General features: G+C 73.4%; 14 protein-coding genes. 7 read left to right on the top strand and 7 right to left on the bottom strand.

The features are described 5' to 3' along the window. Positions 1-3: 3 nt before the first annotated feature. The 6 genes from ABZ234_RS00860 to ABZ234_RS00835 all read right to left on the bottom strand — a co-directional run bounded on the left by ABZ234_RS00860 (position 4) and on the right by ABZ234_RS00835 (position 7,063). Positions 4-2,106, bottom strand: a complete 2,103-nt coding sequence (locus ABZ234_RS00860) for an iron ABC transporter permease (protein WP_355010427.1) — start codon at positions 2,104-2,106, stop codon at positions 4-6. After that, positions 2,103-3,158 carry an iron-siderophore ABC transporter substrate-binding protein gene (locus ABZ234_RS00855; RefSeq protein ID WP_355010426.1) on the bottom strand — a complete coding sequence of 352 codons (1,056 nt, stop codon included), beginning with the start codon at positions 3,156-3,158 and terminating at the stop codon, positions 2,103-2,105. The genes ABZ234_RS00860 and ABZ234_RS00855 overlap by 4 nt, the downstream gene beginning before the upstream one ends. After that, a complete protein-coding gene (locus ABZ234_RS00850; protein ID WP_344177665.1) occupies positions 3,155-4,033 on the bottom strand; it encodes an ABC transporter ATP-binding protein in 879 nt (292 codons plus the stop codon). Before ABZ234_RS00850 ends, ABZ234_RS00855 begins: the two co-directional genes overlap by 4 nt. 200 nt (positions 4,034-4,233) lie before the next feature. Continuing rightward, the gene (locus tag ABZ234_RS00845; RefSeq protein ID WP_355010425.1) at positions 4,234-5,151 is read right to left on the bottom strand and encodes an AraC family transcriptional regulator; all 918 of its coding nucleotides are present in this window, start codon (positions 5,149-5,151) and stop codon (positions 4,234-4,236) included. A gap of 339 nt (positions 5,152-5,490) precedes the next feature. Beyond that, positions 5,491-6,246, bottom strand: coding sequence for an ABC transporter permease (locus ABZ234_RS00840; RefSeq protein ID WP_355010424.1), 756 nt, complete (start codon positions 6,244-6,246; stop codon positions 5,491-5,493). Next, complete coding sequence (locus tag ABZ234_RS00835) at positions 6,236-7,063, bottom strand: ABC transporter ATP-binding protein (protein WP_355010423.1); 828 nt, start codon at positions 7,061-7,063, stop codon at positions 6,236-6,238. Before ABZ234_RS00835 ends, ABZ234_RS00840 begins: the two co-directional genes overlap by 11 nt. Before the next feature lie 54 nt (positions 7,064-7,117). Here ABZ234_RS00835 and ABZ234_RS00830 point away from each other — a divergent pair, with 54 nt between their 5' ends. Next, a complete protein-coding gene (locus tag ABZ234_RS00830; protein ID WP_355010422.1) occupies positions 7,118-7,762 on the top strand; it encodes a TetR/AcrR family transcriptional regulator in 645 nt (214 codons plus the stop codon). A 406-nt stretch (positions 7,763-8,168) separates the two neighbouring features. Further along, positions 8,169-9,773: a BCCT family transporter gene (locus ABZ234_RS00825; RefSeq protein ID WP_355010421.1), complete on the top strand. Its 1,605-nt coding sequence runs from the start codon at positions 8,169-8,171 to the stop codon at positions 9,771-9,773. A 184-nt stretch (positions 9,774-9,957) separates the two neighbouring features. Here ABZ234_RS00825 and ABZ234_RS00820 read toward each other — a convergent pair whose 3' ends face one another. Next, entirely contained in the window at positions 9,958-10,533 is a 576-nt protein-coding gene (locus tag ABZ234_RS00820; RefSeq protein WP_355010420.1) for a TetR/AcrR family transcriptional regulator, read from the bottom strand. Between the two features lie 100 nt (positions 10,534-10,633). Between ABZ234_RS00820 and ABZ234_RS00815 the strand changes: the two genes are divergently transcribed. The 5 genes from ABZ234_RS00815 to ABZ234_RS00795 all read left to right on the top strand — a co-directional run bounded on the left by ABZ234_RS00815 (position 10,634) and on the right by ABZ234_RS00795 (position 16,092). Further along, on the top strand, positions 10,634-11,683 hold the full coding sequence (locus ABZ234_RS00815) for a zinc-binding dehydrogenase (protein WP_355010419.1): 1,050 nt from the start codon (positions 10,634-10,636) through the stop codon (positions 11,681-11,683). A gap of 650 nt (positions 11,684-12,333) precedes the next feature. Further along, entirely contained in the window at positions 12,334-13,191 is an 858-nt protein-coding gene (locus ABZ234_RS00810) for a SigB/SigF/SigG family RNA polymerase sigma factor (RefSeq protein ID WP_355010418.1), read from the top strand. A gap of 378 nt (positions 13,192-13,569) precedes the next feature. Continuing rightward, complete coding sequence (locus ABZ234_RS00805; RefSeq protein ID WP_330158267.1) at positions 13,570-13,797, top strand: hypothetical protein; 228 nt, start codon at positions 13,570-13,572, stop codon at positions 13,795-13,797. Between the two features lie 322 nt (positions 13,798-14,119). Continuing rightward, the gene (locus ABZ234_RS00800) at positions 14,120-14,698 is read left to right on the top strand and encodes a helix-turn-helix domain-containing protein (protein ID WP_355010417.1); all 579 of its coding nucleotides are present in this window, start codon (positions 14,120-14,122) and stop codon (positions 14,696-14,698) included. A gap of 101 nt (positions 14,699-14,799) precedes the next feature. Then, complete coding sequence (locus ABZ234_RS00795) at positions 14,800-16,092, top strand: hypothetical protein (RefSeq protein ID WP_355010416.1); 1,293 nt, start codon at positions 14,800-14,802, stop codon at positions 16,090-16,092. Positions 16,093-16,098 lie beyond the last annotated feature (6 nt).

Here is a 16,098-nt window from a genome sequence, read left to right as displayed (position 1 = left end):
GGCTCAGATGTGGGAGCGGCGCAGCAACCAGATGAGGTAGGGGGCTCCGACCAGGGCGATCATGAGCCCGGCCGGCATCTGGGAGGGGGCGATGAGCGTGCGGCCGAGGGTGTCGGCGACGCAGACCAGCAGTCCTCCCAGCACGATCGCGACGGGGATGCTGCGCCCGTGCCGGGCGCCGACCAGTGCGCGGGCCAGGTGGGGCGCCACCAGCCCGACGAAGCCGACGACCCCGACCGCGACCACGCTGACGGCCGCGAGGAGCGCGGCGACGCTGAGCAGCGCCAGCCGCGTCCGCCCCACCCGCATGCCGAGGATGCGGGGGGTGTCCTCGTCGACGGCGATCAGGTCGAGGTGGCGGGCCAGGCCGATGACCAGCGGCGCCGCGACCAGGAGCACCACGGCGACCGGTACGACGTCGGGGAAGGTGCGCCCGTAGGTCGTCCCGGAGAGCCACGTGAAGATGCGCGGGGTCTGCCAGGGGTCGGCGCGCAGGAGGAGGAACGTGGTGAGGGCGCTGAGGCTGTAGCCGCACCCGATGCCGATGAGGACGAACCGGTCCGGGCGCAGCGCGCCCCTCCAGGCCAGGGCGGCGATCACGGCGAAGGTGGCCAGGCCGGTGAGGATCGCCATGGTGACGAGGGAGGGCAGGCCGCTGCCCGCGGCGGAGGTCACGACGATGACCGCGCCCAGGCCGGCCCCGGCGGTGATGCCGAGCAGGCCGGGTTCCGCGAGGGGGTTGCGCACGGTGCTCTGGACGAGGCTGCCCGCCAGGGCGAGCGCCGCGCCGGCGAGGACGGCGGCGGTCACGCGGGGGACCCGTTCGTCGAGGGCGCGGCCGATGAGGTCGGGGGCGGTTCCCTGGAGCCAGAGGGCGATGTCGCCGGTGCGCAGCCACAGGCTGCCGGCGAGCGCTCCGACGAGGACAGCCGCGACGAGCAGGACCGCCGCGGTGAGGAGGACGCCGAGGAAGCGTCGGCGGGTGCGCGTCCCGGTCCGTGCGCCGGGCGGCCGGCGGACGGGGCCCGCGTCGCGCAGGCGCAGGGCGAGGACGACGATGAGGAGGCCGCCGAGCACGGCCGTGGGCACGCCCGTGGGGATGGAGGCGGCGCCCTCGGCGCCGAGCACGGCGCGCAGGGAGGCGTCGGCGAACAGGACCAGGAGTGCGCCGAGGAGTCCGGAGACGGTGACGAGGAGGAGGTGGCGGCGCAGGGAGGGGATCCGTCCGGCGATCAGGCGCGCGAGCACGGGGGCGGCCAGGCCGATGAAGGCGATCGGTCCTGCCAGTGTGACGGACACTCCGGTGAGGAGCACGGCGCAGAGCACGGCGATGGTCCGGGTCGAGCGCAGGGGCACGCCGAGCGACGCGGCGGTGTCGTCGCCCAGGCCGAGCACGTCCAGCCGCCGGCTCAGCAGTAGCGCGACGGCCAGCACCGCGACGATGACCGGCATGGCGCGCAGGGACGCGTCGATGTTGAGCTGGACGAGGGAGCCGTTCCCCCAGGCGTAGAGGCCGGTGGTGTTCTCCTTGAACAGGATGAGCATCATGGCGGTGGCCGCGTCCAGGGCCATCGCCATGGCCGAGCCGGCCAGGATGAGCCGCGTCGTGGCCGTTCCGGCGGCGTGGCCGGCGATTCCCAGGACGAGGGCGGCGGCGAGCAGGCCGCCGGTGAAGGCGACCAGGCCGGAGGCCCACAGCGGGACGGCGATACCGAAGGCGGCGACGGCGGTGAGCGCGAAGTAGGAACCGGCCGTGACGGCGAGGGTGTCGGGTGAGGCGAGCGCGTTGCGTGTGATCGACTGCAGCAGTGCTCCGGCGACGCCGAGGGCGAAGCCCACGGCCACGCCGGCGAACAGGCGCGGGAGGCGCGAGCCGGTGAGCACGTCGCCGACCGGCACCCCGTCGACGTCCTCGCGCTCGCCGAGCGCGTAGCGCGCCAGGTCCCACCAGCCCACGCCGGAGGTGCCCTGGGTGAGGTGCCACAGGCCCACGGCGAGGATCGCGGCGGTGAGGGTCGCGGCGACCGCCGCCCCGGCGGTGCCGCCGCGCATGCCGATGCGCGGCAGCGGGGACCGCCGGGGCGGGGCCTGGAGTGTTCCGCTCATCCCTGGGTGAGCGCGTCGACGAAGCCGTCGATCGCCTGCTCCGTCGAACGCGGGCCGCCAGCGCCCCAGATCCGCGGGGGGAAGGCGTGCGCGCGCTCCTCCTCGACGGCGGGGAGGGAGGTCCAGATGGGGTTCTTCTCCAGCTCCTCGACGTAGCCGCCGACGCCTTCGTCGTTGGCGTAGAAGAGGTTGGCCTCGCCCACGGCGGTGAGGCCCTCGACGTCGGTCTGCGCGAGGCCGTAGGAGGGGTTGACGCCGCCGTCGCCGTAGGCCTCGTTGATCTCGTCCGTCCAGACGGGCGTCATGCCGAGCTCTTCGCCGAGCGCGGTGAACAGCGCGCCCTCGCCGTAGGGGCGGATAGTGAGGTTGCCGCCCTGGAGCCACCCGTCGAAGTAGAGGAAGTCCGTGGTGGGCAGGTCGAGGGCGGCCACCTGCTCCTTGGCGTCGGCGAGGTGGTCGTCGAACCTCTGGAGCTCCTGCTCGGCGCGCTCGGTGCGGCCGGTGGCCTCACCGATCATCCCGAAGACGTCGCGCATGTTCCCGATGGGGTCGGCCGGGTCGGCGCCCAGGGTGGCGAGGACGGGCACGCCGCGCTCCTCGAGCTGGGCGATGATCTCGTCGTCGGCGCTGAATGCCTCCACGACGACCAGGTCGGGGTTCTGCGCGTAGAGGGTGTCGAGGTCGGGCTCCTCGCGGCTGCCGATGTCGGTGACGCCCTCGGGCAGTTCCTCGGCGCTCACCCAGGTGCTGTAGCCCTCGGTGTCGGAGACGGCCACGGGGGTGACGCACAGGGTGAGGGCGTCCTCGACCTGCTGCCATTCCAGGACGGCGATGCGTTCGGCGGGCTTGTCGAGCTCGACCTGCCGGCCGACGCCGTCGGTGAGGGAGACCGGGTCGGTGGAGGTGGCCGTGGTGTCGTCGGCGCAGCTCTCGGAGGCGGGTGCGGCGACGGCCTCGGGTTCGGCCTCCTCGACGCTGGTGGTGCCGCATGCTGTTGCGGCGAGGACGGCGGCGGCGGAGGCCGCGGCCGCGAGGTGGCGGAGACGGGTCATCGGTGGTTCTCTCTGCTCTGTTCCTGTGTGCTCGGGTGGTCCGAGGCGGTGGTGCGGGCGCGGGCCGTGTGCCGGCCCACGGGGTCGATGCGGAGCCGGCCGGTCCGGGGGTCCTGGACGACCTCGACCCGGATGCCGTAGACCTCGCTGAGGTTCGGGGTGGTGAGGACCTCGGCCGGGTCGCCCGCGGCGCGGACGCGGCCGGCGCTCAGCAGGAGCAGCGTGTCGGCGATGCGGGCCGCGTGGTCGAGGTCGTGCAGGACGACGCCGACGGCGACGCCGTGGTCCTCGGCGAGGTCGCGGATCAGGTCGAGGGTCTCGATCTGGTAGCGCAGGTCGAGGTGGTTGGTGGGCTCGTCGAGCAGGACGACGCCGGTGTTCTGGGCCAGGCAGGCGGCGAGCCAGACGCGCTGCATCTCCCCGCCGGAGAGCTCTCCGGCGGCCCGGTCGGCCATGTCCCGCACGCCGGTGGCGCTCATGGCGTGGTCGATCGCGCGGCGGTCCTCGGCGGAGAGGCCGGCGAAGCCGCGCCGGTAGGGGTGGCGTCCGAAGGCGACGACCTCGCTGACCGCCAGTCCCTCGGGGGTGGGGCGGGACTGGGAGAAGAGGGTGACCTCCCTGGCGAAGCGGCGTGCGCTGAGCAGGGACACCGGGCGCTCGGGCTGCCCGTCGCGGCCGCCGAGGGTGACGTGGCCGTCGTCGATGCGGTGCAGTCGGGCGAGCGAGCGCAGGAGCGTCGACTTGCCGCTGCCGTTGGGTCCGACCAGGGCGGTCACGCGGCCGGGCTCCAGGGTGAGGGAGGCTCCGTGGACGACCGTGGACCTGCCGTAGCTCAGGACCAGCTGTTCCCCGCTCAGGGCGTGTGCGCGCGTCACGGCGCTGTGCGCGTCGCGCGCGCCGGGGTCCCGGCGGCCGCGGTGGAGGAGGGCCGCGGCAAGGCGCGGGCGGCGCCGGGGGCGGTGTGCGCGGGCCCCGTGAGCAGCGGGTTCGGCCGTGCGCACGCGAGCCCGCCCGAGCAGGAGATTAGGTTAGCCTTCACTCACTCAGGATAGGTACGGCTGCTCCGCGCCTGCAATCAGGACTTCCGGACTCCGGATACGGAATTCCGGTCAGCGGTTGCCCGGGGCGTGCCGAAGTACGTCCCCGGGGTGGTGCCCATCACGCGCCGGAAAGCGTCGATGAACGTGCTGGTCTGGGCGTATCCGAGGCGCTCGGAGGCGTCCTGCACCTCGCACCCCTCGCTGAGCAGCGTGAGCGCCCGGTGGATGCGCAGTGACTGTCGCCACTGCGCGAACGACAGCCCGGTGGCGGTGCGGAAGGCGCGGCTGATCGTGCGGGGGCTGACCCCCAGGTCGCGCGCCCACTCCTCCAGGGAGCGGTCGTCGGCGGGGTCGCGCAGCAGGGCCTCGGCGATCACGTCGGCCCGGGGGTCGCCCGGCAGCTGCAGCGCGAGCTGGGGGCGCGAGGGCTCCAGCACGTCGAACACGACCGCCTCGGCCCGTGCCCGCGCCCCGGCGTCGATGTCGGTGCGGGCCAGGTGCAGGAGCAGTGACTCCAGCACCGGGGTCATCGCGATGGCCGTCGGCCCCTCGAAGGCGACCGGTGTGCGGTCCGGGGCGAAGAAGGCGGTGTGGAGTTCGGCCTTGGCCGTCAGCCGGCCGGCGTGCACCTCCCCCGTGGGCACCCACAGCCCGCACCCCTCGGAGACGGTGAAGACGCGGTCGCCGACACGGGCGGTCATGGCCCCGCAGCGCACCCACACGAGCTCGTGCGCGGGGTGGGCGTGCGGCTCCCACTCCGCGGGGGCGCCCGGGATGTGCGACTCCGCGATGATGACGAAGGGCGCGTCGGCGCCCCCCGGAAGCGGGGCGGCCTGCTTCACCAGGGTGCTCGGCTCACGCCGCCAGGCCCCCAGGCCCGCGCCCTCACCGGGGGGCGGGGGCGATCCGGAGGGCGGACGGCGTCCGGACGGGTCCGCCCCGGTCGCGCTCACGGGCGGCACGCCCCGCCGCCCGCCGGAAGCACCCGCCGGGCGGCACGGCGCCGAGGGGTCGCGGTGCCGATCGCGGGGCGCTTCCCCGGCGGGATCGCCCGGAGAGCACCGTGGCGGGCGCGGCGGCGCGACCGCTCCCGGTGGGCACGGGCGGTGCGCCCCGGGAACGGAGAGATGGACGGCATGTCCCTATTGTCGCAGGCGGCGCCGGGTGCGGCGTTCGGGGTGGCGCAGCGGCGGGCGGTCGTCCCATGGAGCTCGCGGAGGCGGCACACGCGTGCCGCGGGCTTCCCGCGGCCACCGCGGGCGCGCCCTGACGCCGGCGCGAGGCCCTGTCCCCTATCCCTGGAGTTCCTTCAGGCCCCGGCTGATGCGGATGCAGGCCAGCACGCCCGCCACCGCTCCGACCGCGACGAGGACGAGCGCCGCCCGCGCGACGGTGTCGGCCTCCCCCGCGACCGCGGCCTTGAGCATGGTCACCGCCCAGTAGCCGGGGGAGGCGGGCGCGACGGCCTGAGCCCAGGCGGGCATCATCGCGATCGGGGTCAGGGCTCCGCCCAACGCGCTCACCGTCAGCGCACCGACGTCGCAGACGGCCGCGAGCTCTCCGTGGCTGCGCACCACGCTGGCCAGGGCCACGCCGATGGCCAGCAGGGCGAAGGACCACACGCAGACCGCCGACAGGATCAGCGCGAAGGAGCCGGTGACGGGCATGTCCACCACCTGGGCCCCGAAGACGATGAGGACCGTCTGCTGCACGACCAGCAGCACGAAGACGGGCAGCGCCTTGCCGATGAGCATCTCCACGACCGAGACCGGGGTGACCCGCATCCGGTTCCAGGTGCGCCATGTGCGTTCGGTCAGCAAGGCGGTGCCCACGACGGACAGGGAGAGCACGGAGAACATCACCAGCATGCCGATGACCGCCTGGGCCTCACCGCCCCGGGGAAGCGCAGCCCTGTAGAGCGGACTGAAGACGAGCATGAGCACCATCGGCATGACCAGGTAGCTGATCAGGTGGCCGGGGTCGCGCAACCGGAGTGTGGTGTTGTGGCTCACCAACAGGGCCAGGCGGCGGGGAAGGTCAGTGCGCACGGGCCACCGCCCGGTAGAGGTCGTCGAGGGTGGGCCGGCGCAGGTCCACCGAACGCACGGGCTTGGTGACCTCGACCAGCATCGTGGCCAGGGTGGCGGCGGGATCGGTCGTGGGGACGCGCATCTCCTCGTCGTCGAAGGTGAGGCGGACCTCTCCGGGGAGTCCGTGGAGCAGCTCACCGGCCTCGCCCCTGGCGATGACCCGCCCGTGGCGGGCGACGGAGATGCTGGCCCCCAGGTCGGTGAGCTCGGGAAGGTAGTGGGTGGTGTAGACGACCGTCGCCCCGGTCCGGGCGTGGTCGCGTACGACCTCCAACAGGGACTGGCGGGTCTCGGGATCCACACCCGCGGTGGGTTCGTCCAGGAGGAGGAGCGCTGGCCGGTGGATCATGGCGGCGGCGGCCTGGACCCGGCGCTGCTGGCCGCCGGAGAGGACCCCGACCCTGCGGTCGAGGAAGCCGGTGATCCGGAGGGCCTCGGCGATCTCGGTGACGGCCCGGCCGAGCTCGCGCCGGCGCAACCCCTGCAGTCCCCCGAACAGCCGCAGGGTCTCACGGGGGGTGACCGTCGGGTACAGCGCGATGTGCTGGGGTGCGAGCCCGAGGAGTCGGCGTGCGGCGCCGGGGGCCTTTCCGTCGACGAGGACCCGCCCGCCGTCGGGGCGCAGAAGCCCGGAGACGATGTTGGCGAAGGTGGTCTTACCGGCCCCGTTGTGCCCGACGAGTCCGACGATCTCACCCGGCCGGGCGGCCAGGGTGAAATCGTCCAGAGCGTTGACCGGTCCGTACCCCTTCACCAGACCTAATGCCTCCAACATGCCACGACCACCCGTTCTGTTCGGTGTATAGAAACATTGTCTATGGCGTAAAGTATGGCCATGGGAAAGATAAATCAAGAAAGACGGGAAGAGATCCTCTCCGCCGCTCTGCGCATCGCTGAGAAGGGAGGTCTCGCAGCCATGTCGATGCGTGCGATCGGGGCCGAGGTCGGCTTGACGCCGATGGCCCTGTACGGGTACTTCGCGAGCAAGGACGAGTTGTTGGACTGGCTGGTCGGCCGAGTCCTGCAAGAGGTGCCCCTGCCCGATCCGGAGGCGGACTGGCGCGAGCGGCTGCTCGCCTGCGCCCGCGGGGCCAGGGCGGCGGCGCACCGGTACCCGCAGACGTTCTCGGTGCTCCTGAACAGGCCCGTGGTGCTACCGGAGGCGATGCGCGTGGTGGATCCCCTGTACGGCGCCCTCATGGACGCGGGGATCCCCCACGAGCGGGTGGCGGGCTGGGAGCGGATGTTCAGCACGTTCGTGCTGGGCTTCGCCGTCTCGGAGGTGAGCGGCCGCTTCGGGGAGGGGAACCTCGGGACCCGGGAGCGGCGTGAGCGCCTGGACCCCCGGGAGCTGCCGGCGCACCACCGCCTGGGAGAGGTGCTGGACCTGCCGGTCGACTGGGACGCGGAGTTCGAGGAGGGACTGGCGAGACTGGTGGCGATGGTCGAGGCGGAGGGCACGGGGCCCGCATGAGGCACCGGGCGACCGCCGGGACGGGCGGCCGGGGCCGCGCTCTGTCGGCCCGGCTGCGCCGAAGCCGGCGGGCCGGCTCCTCCCGGTGGAGGAGAGTCGGCGGACACCCGTCCGACCGTGTCCGCCCTCACACGGGCCGACACCGGGGCCTGCGGTAATGTGGACAGTCGTCGTCGCGCCGGCGGACACGGGCCCCGGGGTCTTCCCCTCGTCCCCTCCCGCCCGTGCCCGTCGACGACCCGGCGGGACCGTTCTCGGCTCCCCGCCGGCCCCGTGCAGCACCTCTTGCGCCGGCAGTGAGACCGGGCGTCGTTCCCGGCGGCCTCCGCGCGCAGCCACGGGCCTTCAGATGCCGGCCGCGGCGTGTCCCGGCCGGTGCTTCCATTCGAGGGGCTTCCTCTACTCCATGTTCTCCACTCTGCGCTCACGCGCGTCCGCGCGAGGCAGACGTTCCGATCCCTGGGTCATGGGCGTGACCAGCGTCTTCATGGTCGTCTTCGTCACCGCGTCCTTGGCCTCCCCCGGTGCGGTGGGGGCCGTCGTCGACGCGGCCTTCGTCTGGTCCGCGCGCTGGTTCGGCGCCTACTGGCAGCTCCTGATGCTGGCCACCTTCGTCGTGATGACGATCCTGGCCTTCTCCCGCTACGGCAGGGTCCGCATGGGCGGGACCTCCTCGCCGGAGTTCGGCAGGTTCACCTGGATCGCGATGATCGTCACCACCCTGCTGGCCGCGGGAGGGGTGTTCTGGGCGGCGGCCGAGCCCATCGCCCACTACGCCTCCCCGCCCCCGCAGTACGCCGACCTGGCGGGCGGGCCGGAGGGCGCGGCCTACGCGCTGGCGCAGAGCTTCGTCCACTGGGGCTTCATCGGCTGGGCGATCGGCGGCGCGCTGGCCACCCTGGTCATGATGCGCGGGGTGGAGAAGGGCATGCCCCTGCGCCCGCGCACCCTGCTGTGGCCGCTCATGGGCGAGCGGGTGCGCACGCACTGGATCGGCGCGGTCGCCGACATCAGCTGCGTGATCGCCGTGATCGCCGGGACCGTGGGGCCCATCGGCTTCCTGGGCCTGCAGATCTCCTACATCTGCAGCCGGTTGTTCGGGCTGCCCGACACCTATCCCGTCCAGGCCCTGATCATCCTGGGCCTGACCGCCGTGTCCGCGGTGTCGGTGCTGAGCGGCCTGCACAAGGGCATCCAGCTGCTGAGCCGGGCCAACGTCTGGGTGGCCCTGGCCCTCATCGCCGCCATCGTCGGCATGGCCTCCCTGCCCTTCGTCCTGGACCTGTTCGTGCAGGCGAGCGTCGTGCACGCGCAGGAGTTCCTGCCGATGGCCCTGTACGGGGGCGACGAGCAGTGGCTCGGGTACTGGACGCTGTTCTTCTTCGGCTGGTTCCTGGGCTTCGGGCCCATGATGGCGGTCTTCTTCGCCCGCATCTCGCGGGGCCGCACCGTGCGCGACATCTACGTCGGCGCGACGGTGGTGCCCTCGGTGGTGACCATGGGCTGGTTCACCGCTCTGGGCGGGACCGGCATCTGGCTGGAGCAGCGCTCGCCCGGAACGATCACGGGCCCCTACAACGAGGACGGGCTGCCCGCCGCGGCGCTGGCCATCCTGCAGGCACTGCCGCTGACGGGGGCGCTGGGCGTGCTGATGGTGCTCGTGGCGCTGATCTTCCTGGCCTCCACGCTCGACTCGATGTCCTACGCCATCTCGGTCTCCAGCATGCACGCGGGCGAGCCCTCCGGCCTGGTCCGGGCGTTCTGGTGCGTGGGCATGGGCCTGGCCGCGGTCGCGCTGCTCCTGGTGGGGGACGGCGGCATCCAGGCCCTGCAGTCCTTCATCGTGGTGACCGCGGTCCCCGTGGGCCTGGTCATGCTGCCGACGCTGTGGACCACGCACCCGCTGCTGCGCGAGATGGCGGTCGAGCAGGGCATCGTCGCCCCGAGCCGCCCCCCGGGCAAGGACGGGGACGGCGCCGTCCGGGAGCGCGACGAGGAGCCGGTGGCCTGACCGGTCCCGGGTTCGCGGGGGCAGGGGGTGCGCCCCTCCCCCGCGGGCCCGACACGCCGCCCGTGGCCCGTTCCCTGCCGGGGGGGACACCGCGACCGCACCGCGGCACGCCCCCGGAGCGGGCGGGTACTCCGATACGGCGTCCGCCGTCCTTCGCACGCCCGCCCTCGCAGGCCCGGCGCCGTCACCGGCGGGGCGGTGTGCCGGACCGGACCAGGGCTCGCGCGAGGTCGACGGTCTGCGCCAGGGCGTCGATCGGGAGCGGCTGTACGGCGAGGGCGCCCTCGTGCAGCACGAGCAGCCGGGTGGCGAGGGCGGCGGGGTCGGGGCGATCGGCCGCGGCGGCGAGTTCCTCGAACAGGCTCAGCAGCCACAGCTTCTGGTCCGCGGCGATGCGGTGCGCGGGATGCGCGGGATCGGGGAGTTCGGCCAGTGCGTTGATGAACGCGCATCCGCGCGTGTTGGCCCCGCTCCAGGTCCGCAGGGCCTCGAAGGGCGCCGTGACGGCTTCGAGGGGGTCCTCGCGGGCGTCGACGGCGGCGCGGACGAGGGAGCGCCAGCGCCGGTCGCGTTCTGCGAGGTAGACCGCCACGAGGCGGTCCTTCGAGCCGAACTGGTTGTACAGGGTCCGCTTGGTCACACCCGAGCGCTCGGCGATCAGGTCCACCCCGACCGCCGTGATCCCGCGGTTGTAGAACAGCTCCTCTGCCGCCGCAGCGATACGGCGGCCCGCCGGTGACATGGGTTGTGCTTCCTGCATCGGACACCCTCTCTGTTCGGTACGCCGTGACAGGAGTTTACAGATCGGTGTACCGTGGTAGAAGTTCACCGATCGGTATACCCACGAGGAGGTTCAGACGATGGACGTGTCCGAGACCATGCGCGCGGTACGGATCACGGAGCACGGAGGGCCGGAGGTCCTCGAGCTGGCGGAGGTGGCCGTGCCCGCCCCGCGGGAGGGAGAGGTGCTGGTCCGGGTCGGCTCGGTGGCACTGAACAACACCGACCTGTGGACCCGGGAGGGCGCCTACGGCCGCCCGGGGAACCCGGAGGCGCTGTCGGGCTGGCGGGGCCCGATCGGCTTCCCGCGCATCCAGGGAGCCGACGTGGCCGGCCGGGTCGCGGCGGTGGGCGCCGGCGTGGACGAGGCCCTCGTCGGCCGCCGGGTGGTCGTCGATCCGGCGATCTACGACACCGGGGGGCCGGACGCGAACCCGGTCGGCCTGATGGGGAGCGAGCGCGACGGGGGCTACGCCGAGTACGTGACCGCACCTGCGGAGCAGGCCCACGACGTGACGGAGTCCCCGCTCACGGACGACCAGCTCGCGGCGCTGCCGACCGCCTACGGCACGGCCCTGGGCATGATCGAGCGGGGCCGGATGCGGAAGGGGGAGACCGTCCTGGTGTCGGGGGCCTCCGGCGGCGTCGGTCTCGCACTGATCCAGATCGCCCGGGCGCGCGGCGCGAGGGTGGTCGCCGTCAGCAGCGGGTCCAAGATCGACGCGGTGCGCGAGGCGGGCGCGCACGAGGTCGTCGACCGCGCCCGGGACGTCGTCGGGCAGGTCCGCACCGCCGCCCCGGAGGGCATCGACGTCGCACTCGACGTGGTCGCCGGGGACCTGCTGAACGAGGGGCTTCCTCTGCTGCGCGAGGGCGGCCGGTGGGTCGTCGCCGGGGCGCTCGGCGGGTACCACGCGTCCTTCGACGTGCGCCGCCTCTACCTGCACAACGCGCAGCTGATCGGCTCGGCCATGCATACGCCCACGCACTTCGACCTCCTCATGGACCTGGCCCGCCGGGCCGCGATCCGACCCGTGATCGCCGCGGCGTTCCCGCTGGATCAGGCCGCCCGCGCCCAGGAGGAACTCGCCCGCCGGGGGCACGTGGGGAAGATCGTCCTGCACCCCTGAGGGGGCGCCCGCCCCGGCCGGCCAGGCGTTCCGGGCCCACCGGCCGGCGCTTCTGCGGCGTCTGCGCCCGCCTCGGAAGGCGCCGGAACCGGCCCCGGGGCGAACCGGGAGACCACCACGCCGACCACACGCCGGGACGACGGAACCCCTCCCGGGGACCCGCGCCCCGGCGCCCTTCCGGGCGTGACGCGCCGGGAGTGTCCCGTTGCAGCCCTCGGCCGCGTGGCCGGGGGCTGCCGTCGTCCGGAGGTGCCCGTGGAGCTGTTCGACGATCCGGCGACCGGGTCCACCCCGCGTGGGCGCACGGTCCCTCCCCCGCCGGAGCGGAAGGGTTTCTCGCCGTGTGCCGGAAGGGACGTGTTTGCTCCCTGGTTCTCGTGGCAGGGGATGAGGGACGGCGCGCGACGCCGTCGCCGGGAGCGGGAAGCCGCCGACGTGCCCTCGCAGGCCCGGGGGAGCGCCTCGGGCGCGTCGGCCACCCGCCCCTAGGACCTCTGCGCCAAATGTCTTATTTATGGCAATTTAACGCTAAAAGTTACCTCTATGCATTTTAGTCACCTTCCTGAGGGAAGGATGGAGACGGCACTCGAAATGCCGGTGCTCTGCCGTCGTGGCAGTGACATACAAGGCGAACTTTCAGGGGGACCCTCTTGTCCGTCACCGATACCGACGCGCTCCCAGCCCGCTCCTCCTCCGACAACAGACCCCTGATCCCGGCGCCGCGCCGACCGGGACCGGGCGAACAGGACCCGGGCGAAGCCCTCCTGCGACAGCTCAAGGCCCTCGACGAGGACGACCCCGGGGCGTGCGCGCTCAGGGAGCGGGTCGTGTCCCACTACGCGCCGGCCATGAAGCGGATCGCACACCGCTACGGGGGCCGCGGGGAACCGGTGGAGGACCTGTACCAGACCGCGATGGTGGGGCTGTGCAAGGCCATCCGCGGCTTCGACCCAGCACGGGGCGTGCCCTTTCTGGGCTACCTGATGCCGACCGCTTCCGGCGAGGTCAAGCGCCACTTCCGCGACCACACCTGGGCCGTGCGGGTGCCCCGGTCGGCCCAGGAGAACCGGATCCGCCTGCACCAGGCCCGGCAGGAGATGACCCAGGCACTGGGGCGCACGCCCACCGGCGACGAACTCGGGCACAAGCTCGGCATGACCCGCGAGCAGCTGGACGAGGTCCGCCAGGTCTCCGACCTCTACCGGGCCCTGTCGCTGGACGCCCCCGACGGCTCCGAGTCCGACGGGGAGGTCACGCCCTCCCTGGAGGAGCACCTGGGCTGCGAGGACCACCTCCTGGACCTGGTGGTGGACCGCGAGGCCCTCAAACCGGCCCTGGCACGCCTTCCCGAGCGCGAACGACACATCCTCATGCTGCGCTACTTCCACGACCACACCCAGACCGAGATCGCCGAACGGCTGGGCTACTCCCAGATGCACATCTCCCGCCTCCTGCGGACGACCCTGGACCAGCTGCGCAAGGACCTGGGCATGGACACGGCCGCCTGAGGACCGACACGGGAAGAGGCGGGGCGGGACCCACAGCGCCCGCGCCTCCCGGCCGGGAGGCACCGCTGCACAGGACACGCCTCCCCCGACGGGAGACACACGCCGGGAAACCCCGGCGATCGTCTCCGACCCCGTCGGCGTGGAGACGGAGCCGCCACGACGGGAACCGACCCGGCGCGGTTCCGGGGCCGCCGTTCGGCTGCCGCCCCTCATCGGCTCCGCCTTCGAGGGGGTTTCCGCAGCCGCGTCCGGACCTGTACGCACCGAAGCAGGGCGGGGGCGGGGTTCCGCGGTCGTCGCGCACGGCGGTGTGTACCTCCCGGGGGGCCAGGGCAGTGGGGTCCTGGCCGAAGAAACCGCGAGACCGAGGAGGTTGTCATGGCCGAGCCGGAGAGCCCGCTCAAGGACAAGAACTACAACCTGGTCTGGGCCGTGCACCAGTCGCTGGAGAACGTGTGGCGCCTGGACGGCTACATCAAGGACGCCGAGCGCCAGGGCGACGAGGAGCTCGCCCGCTGGTTCCGGAGGATCCAGGAGAACAACCAGAAGGCCGGCGACCAGGGCAAGAGGTTGCTCGTCGAACGCATCACCAAGGAGAACGGCTGAGCCTTCGCCCACGGCCGCACCCGGACACGGGAGGGCGCCCCCGGTCCCGACCGGGGGCGCCCTCCCCTCTTCTGCGTCCCGGCTCCACGGAACCTGGAGCGCCAGGTTCCGTGGAGCCGGACACGTGGCTCGCGGCCCGAGGTGACCGGTCGCCCCTTTCCGGGCTCCACGGGCGCCGGCCCCTCGATCGCAGGCCGGGCAGCCGTCAGGACAGGCCGGGCCCCGAACACGACCGCGAGGCCGCCCACGCCGCTCCGTACTGCCGGGGTGAACCCCGACCCCTTTTCTTGAACGTACGATCCAGATAGGTTACGGTGAGGCCATGGCAAGAACCCGTGAGTTCGACACCGAGGCGGTCGTGGGCCGCGCCATGGAGCTGTTCTGGACGCGCGGCTACGAGGCGACCTCGGTACGCGACCTGACCCGGCACCTGGGGGTCGGCCAGGGATCCCTGTACGCCGCGTTCGGCGACAAGCACGGCCTGTACCGGGCCGCACTGGAGCACTACCGCTCCACCCTCGCGGCGGCCGCCCTGCGCAGCCTGGAGGAGGGGTCGGACGTCCGCTCGGCGGTCCGGGGGCTGCTGGCGGAACGGGTGCGCATCGCCGTGGAGCACGACGGCAGGGGCTGCCTGATGGTCAACGCCGCCTGCGAGCGCCTGCCCGAGGAGCCGTCCGTCCGGCGCATCGTGCGGGACGTGCAGGACGCGAGCCGGGAGGCGCTGGCCGAGGTGCTGGCGGTCGCGGCGGAGCGGGGCGAGATCTCGGCGCGGCACGACCCGCACACCCTCGCCGCCTTCCTCATCACCTTCCTCAACGGACTGCTGGTCTCCGCCAAGGTCACGCCGGACGCCGGCGCCCTCGAGCCCCTCGTGGAGGTCGCACTGGCCTCCCTCGACTGACTGCTTCATGCCCTGAATCTGTATCGGACGGTCAAGAAAGGCGCCGGAGGCCGCGAGCGCGCGACCGCCGATCCCGCGCCACCGACAACCGAGGAGGACCCATGTCCCCTGCCCCCACCCCGAGCGTTCCCCCTCTCGGCGGCAGCCGCTGGAACACCTTTCCCGCGGACGGCGCCGCCCTAACCGCCCGTGACTTCCTCACCGCCACCGAACCGCTGCTGCAGGGCGTCATCGACGCTGGCGACCTCACCGGAGCCGACCGCCCGGTCCTGGAGGCCCAGATCCGTGCGACGCTCGCCCTCGGCACCAGAGAGGCCTCCCTACCGCTGGTCGTCGGCCCGGACAGCGCCCCGGCAGTACGTGAACTGGGAGCCCAGGCCGAGACGATCGGCCGGGAGCTGGCCTCCTGGTCCGCCGCGGCCCTGGAGAGGCTGCTCACCGACCCGGTACCGCTGCCCGCCGGACCGCTGGTCGTGCGCAGCCACTGCTACGGCCACCTGCTCACCGCTCCCGCGGCCGACCTCCTGCTCCGCGGCCCGCGCGGCGGGCCCGTCGCCATGCAGCTCTACAACGAGTGGCTGCACCAGGTCGTCCTGCTCCGCGACGCCCTCCTGTCCTTCACCAACTGGCAGGACGTACCGCTCCTGACCACCCCGACCGGACTGCGGCACACCGAACCGGCCCGCGACGCCTTCCTCACCGAACTGCTGGTCCGGCAGATCCGGCACTCCGGCATCGTGGCCTTCGCCCGCCATGCCGTCACCGGCACCGGCGGCCCCGCCGGCTACGGCTTCGAGGCGGGCGGCGGCACCGCCCTGCCCGCCGTCCTCGACCGTCCGCCCCTGACCGCGCCCCGGCACCTGCTGACCTGGCGCTCCTCCCCCGCCGCCGACGAACCCGTCACGTACGTCGCCGAGGAACAGGACTACTACGCCGCACCCCGCACCCTCGTCGAGGACCTGCCGCCCGCAGCCCCCGCGCCGGGGCCGCTCACCGCACGCACCGTCACCGAGCTGCCCGTCGACGGGACCCGCACCGCCCGCATCGAGGTCACCGGCGAAGGCGCCACCGTCCGCGTCGATCTCGGCCAGGCCCTGCGCGGCCACCGCTACGCCCACCGGCCGGCCCCCGCGGCGGGCGACGCGCACCCCGGCACCGGGACCCGCGCCACGGCCGTGTGGTCGGCGCTGAGCGCACCGGGGCTGGTGTGGACGCGAACGGGCGAGACGACCCTGGACGCCGCCGGGCAGAACGACCTCGTCGCCCTGGCACTGCTCGGCCGGCTCTACCCGGAGAACGTCACCCTGCGACCGGTCGTCGGCTCCGCTGCCCGGGGAGCCGGGGTCGGCCCGGGCCGCCTGGTGGTCCTCACCGGCCCTCCCCGGACCAGCTGACACCCG

The sequence above is a fragment of the Nocardiopsis sp. NPDC006198 genome (genome assembly GCF_040613895.1).
Taxonomy (GTDB): Bacteria; Actinomycetota; Actinomycetes; order Streptosporangiales; family Streptosporangiaceae; genus Nocardiopsis; species Nocardiopsis tropica.
Note: the sequence above shows the minus strand (reverse complement) of the source record. Positions and strands in the feature narration are given on the sequence as shown.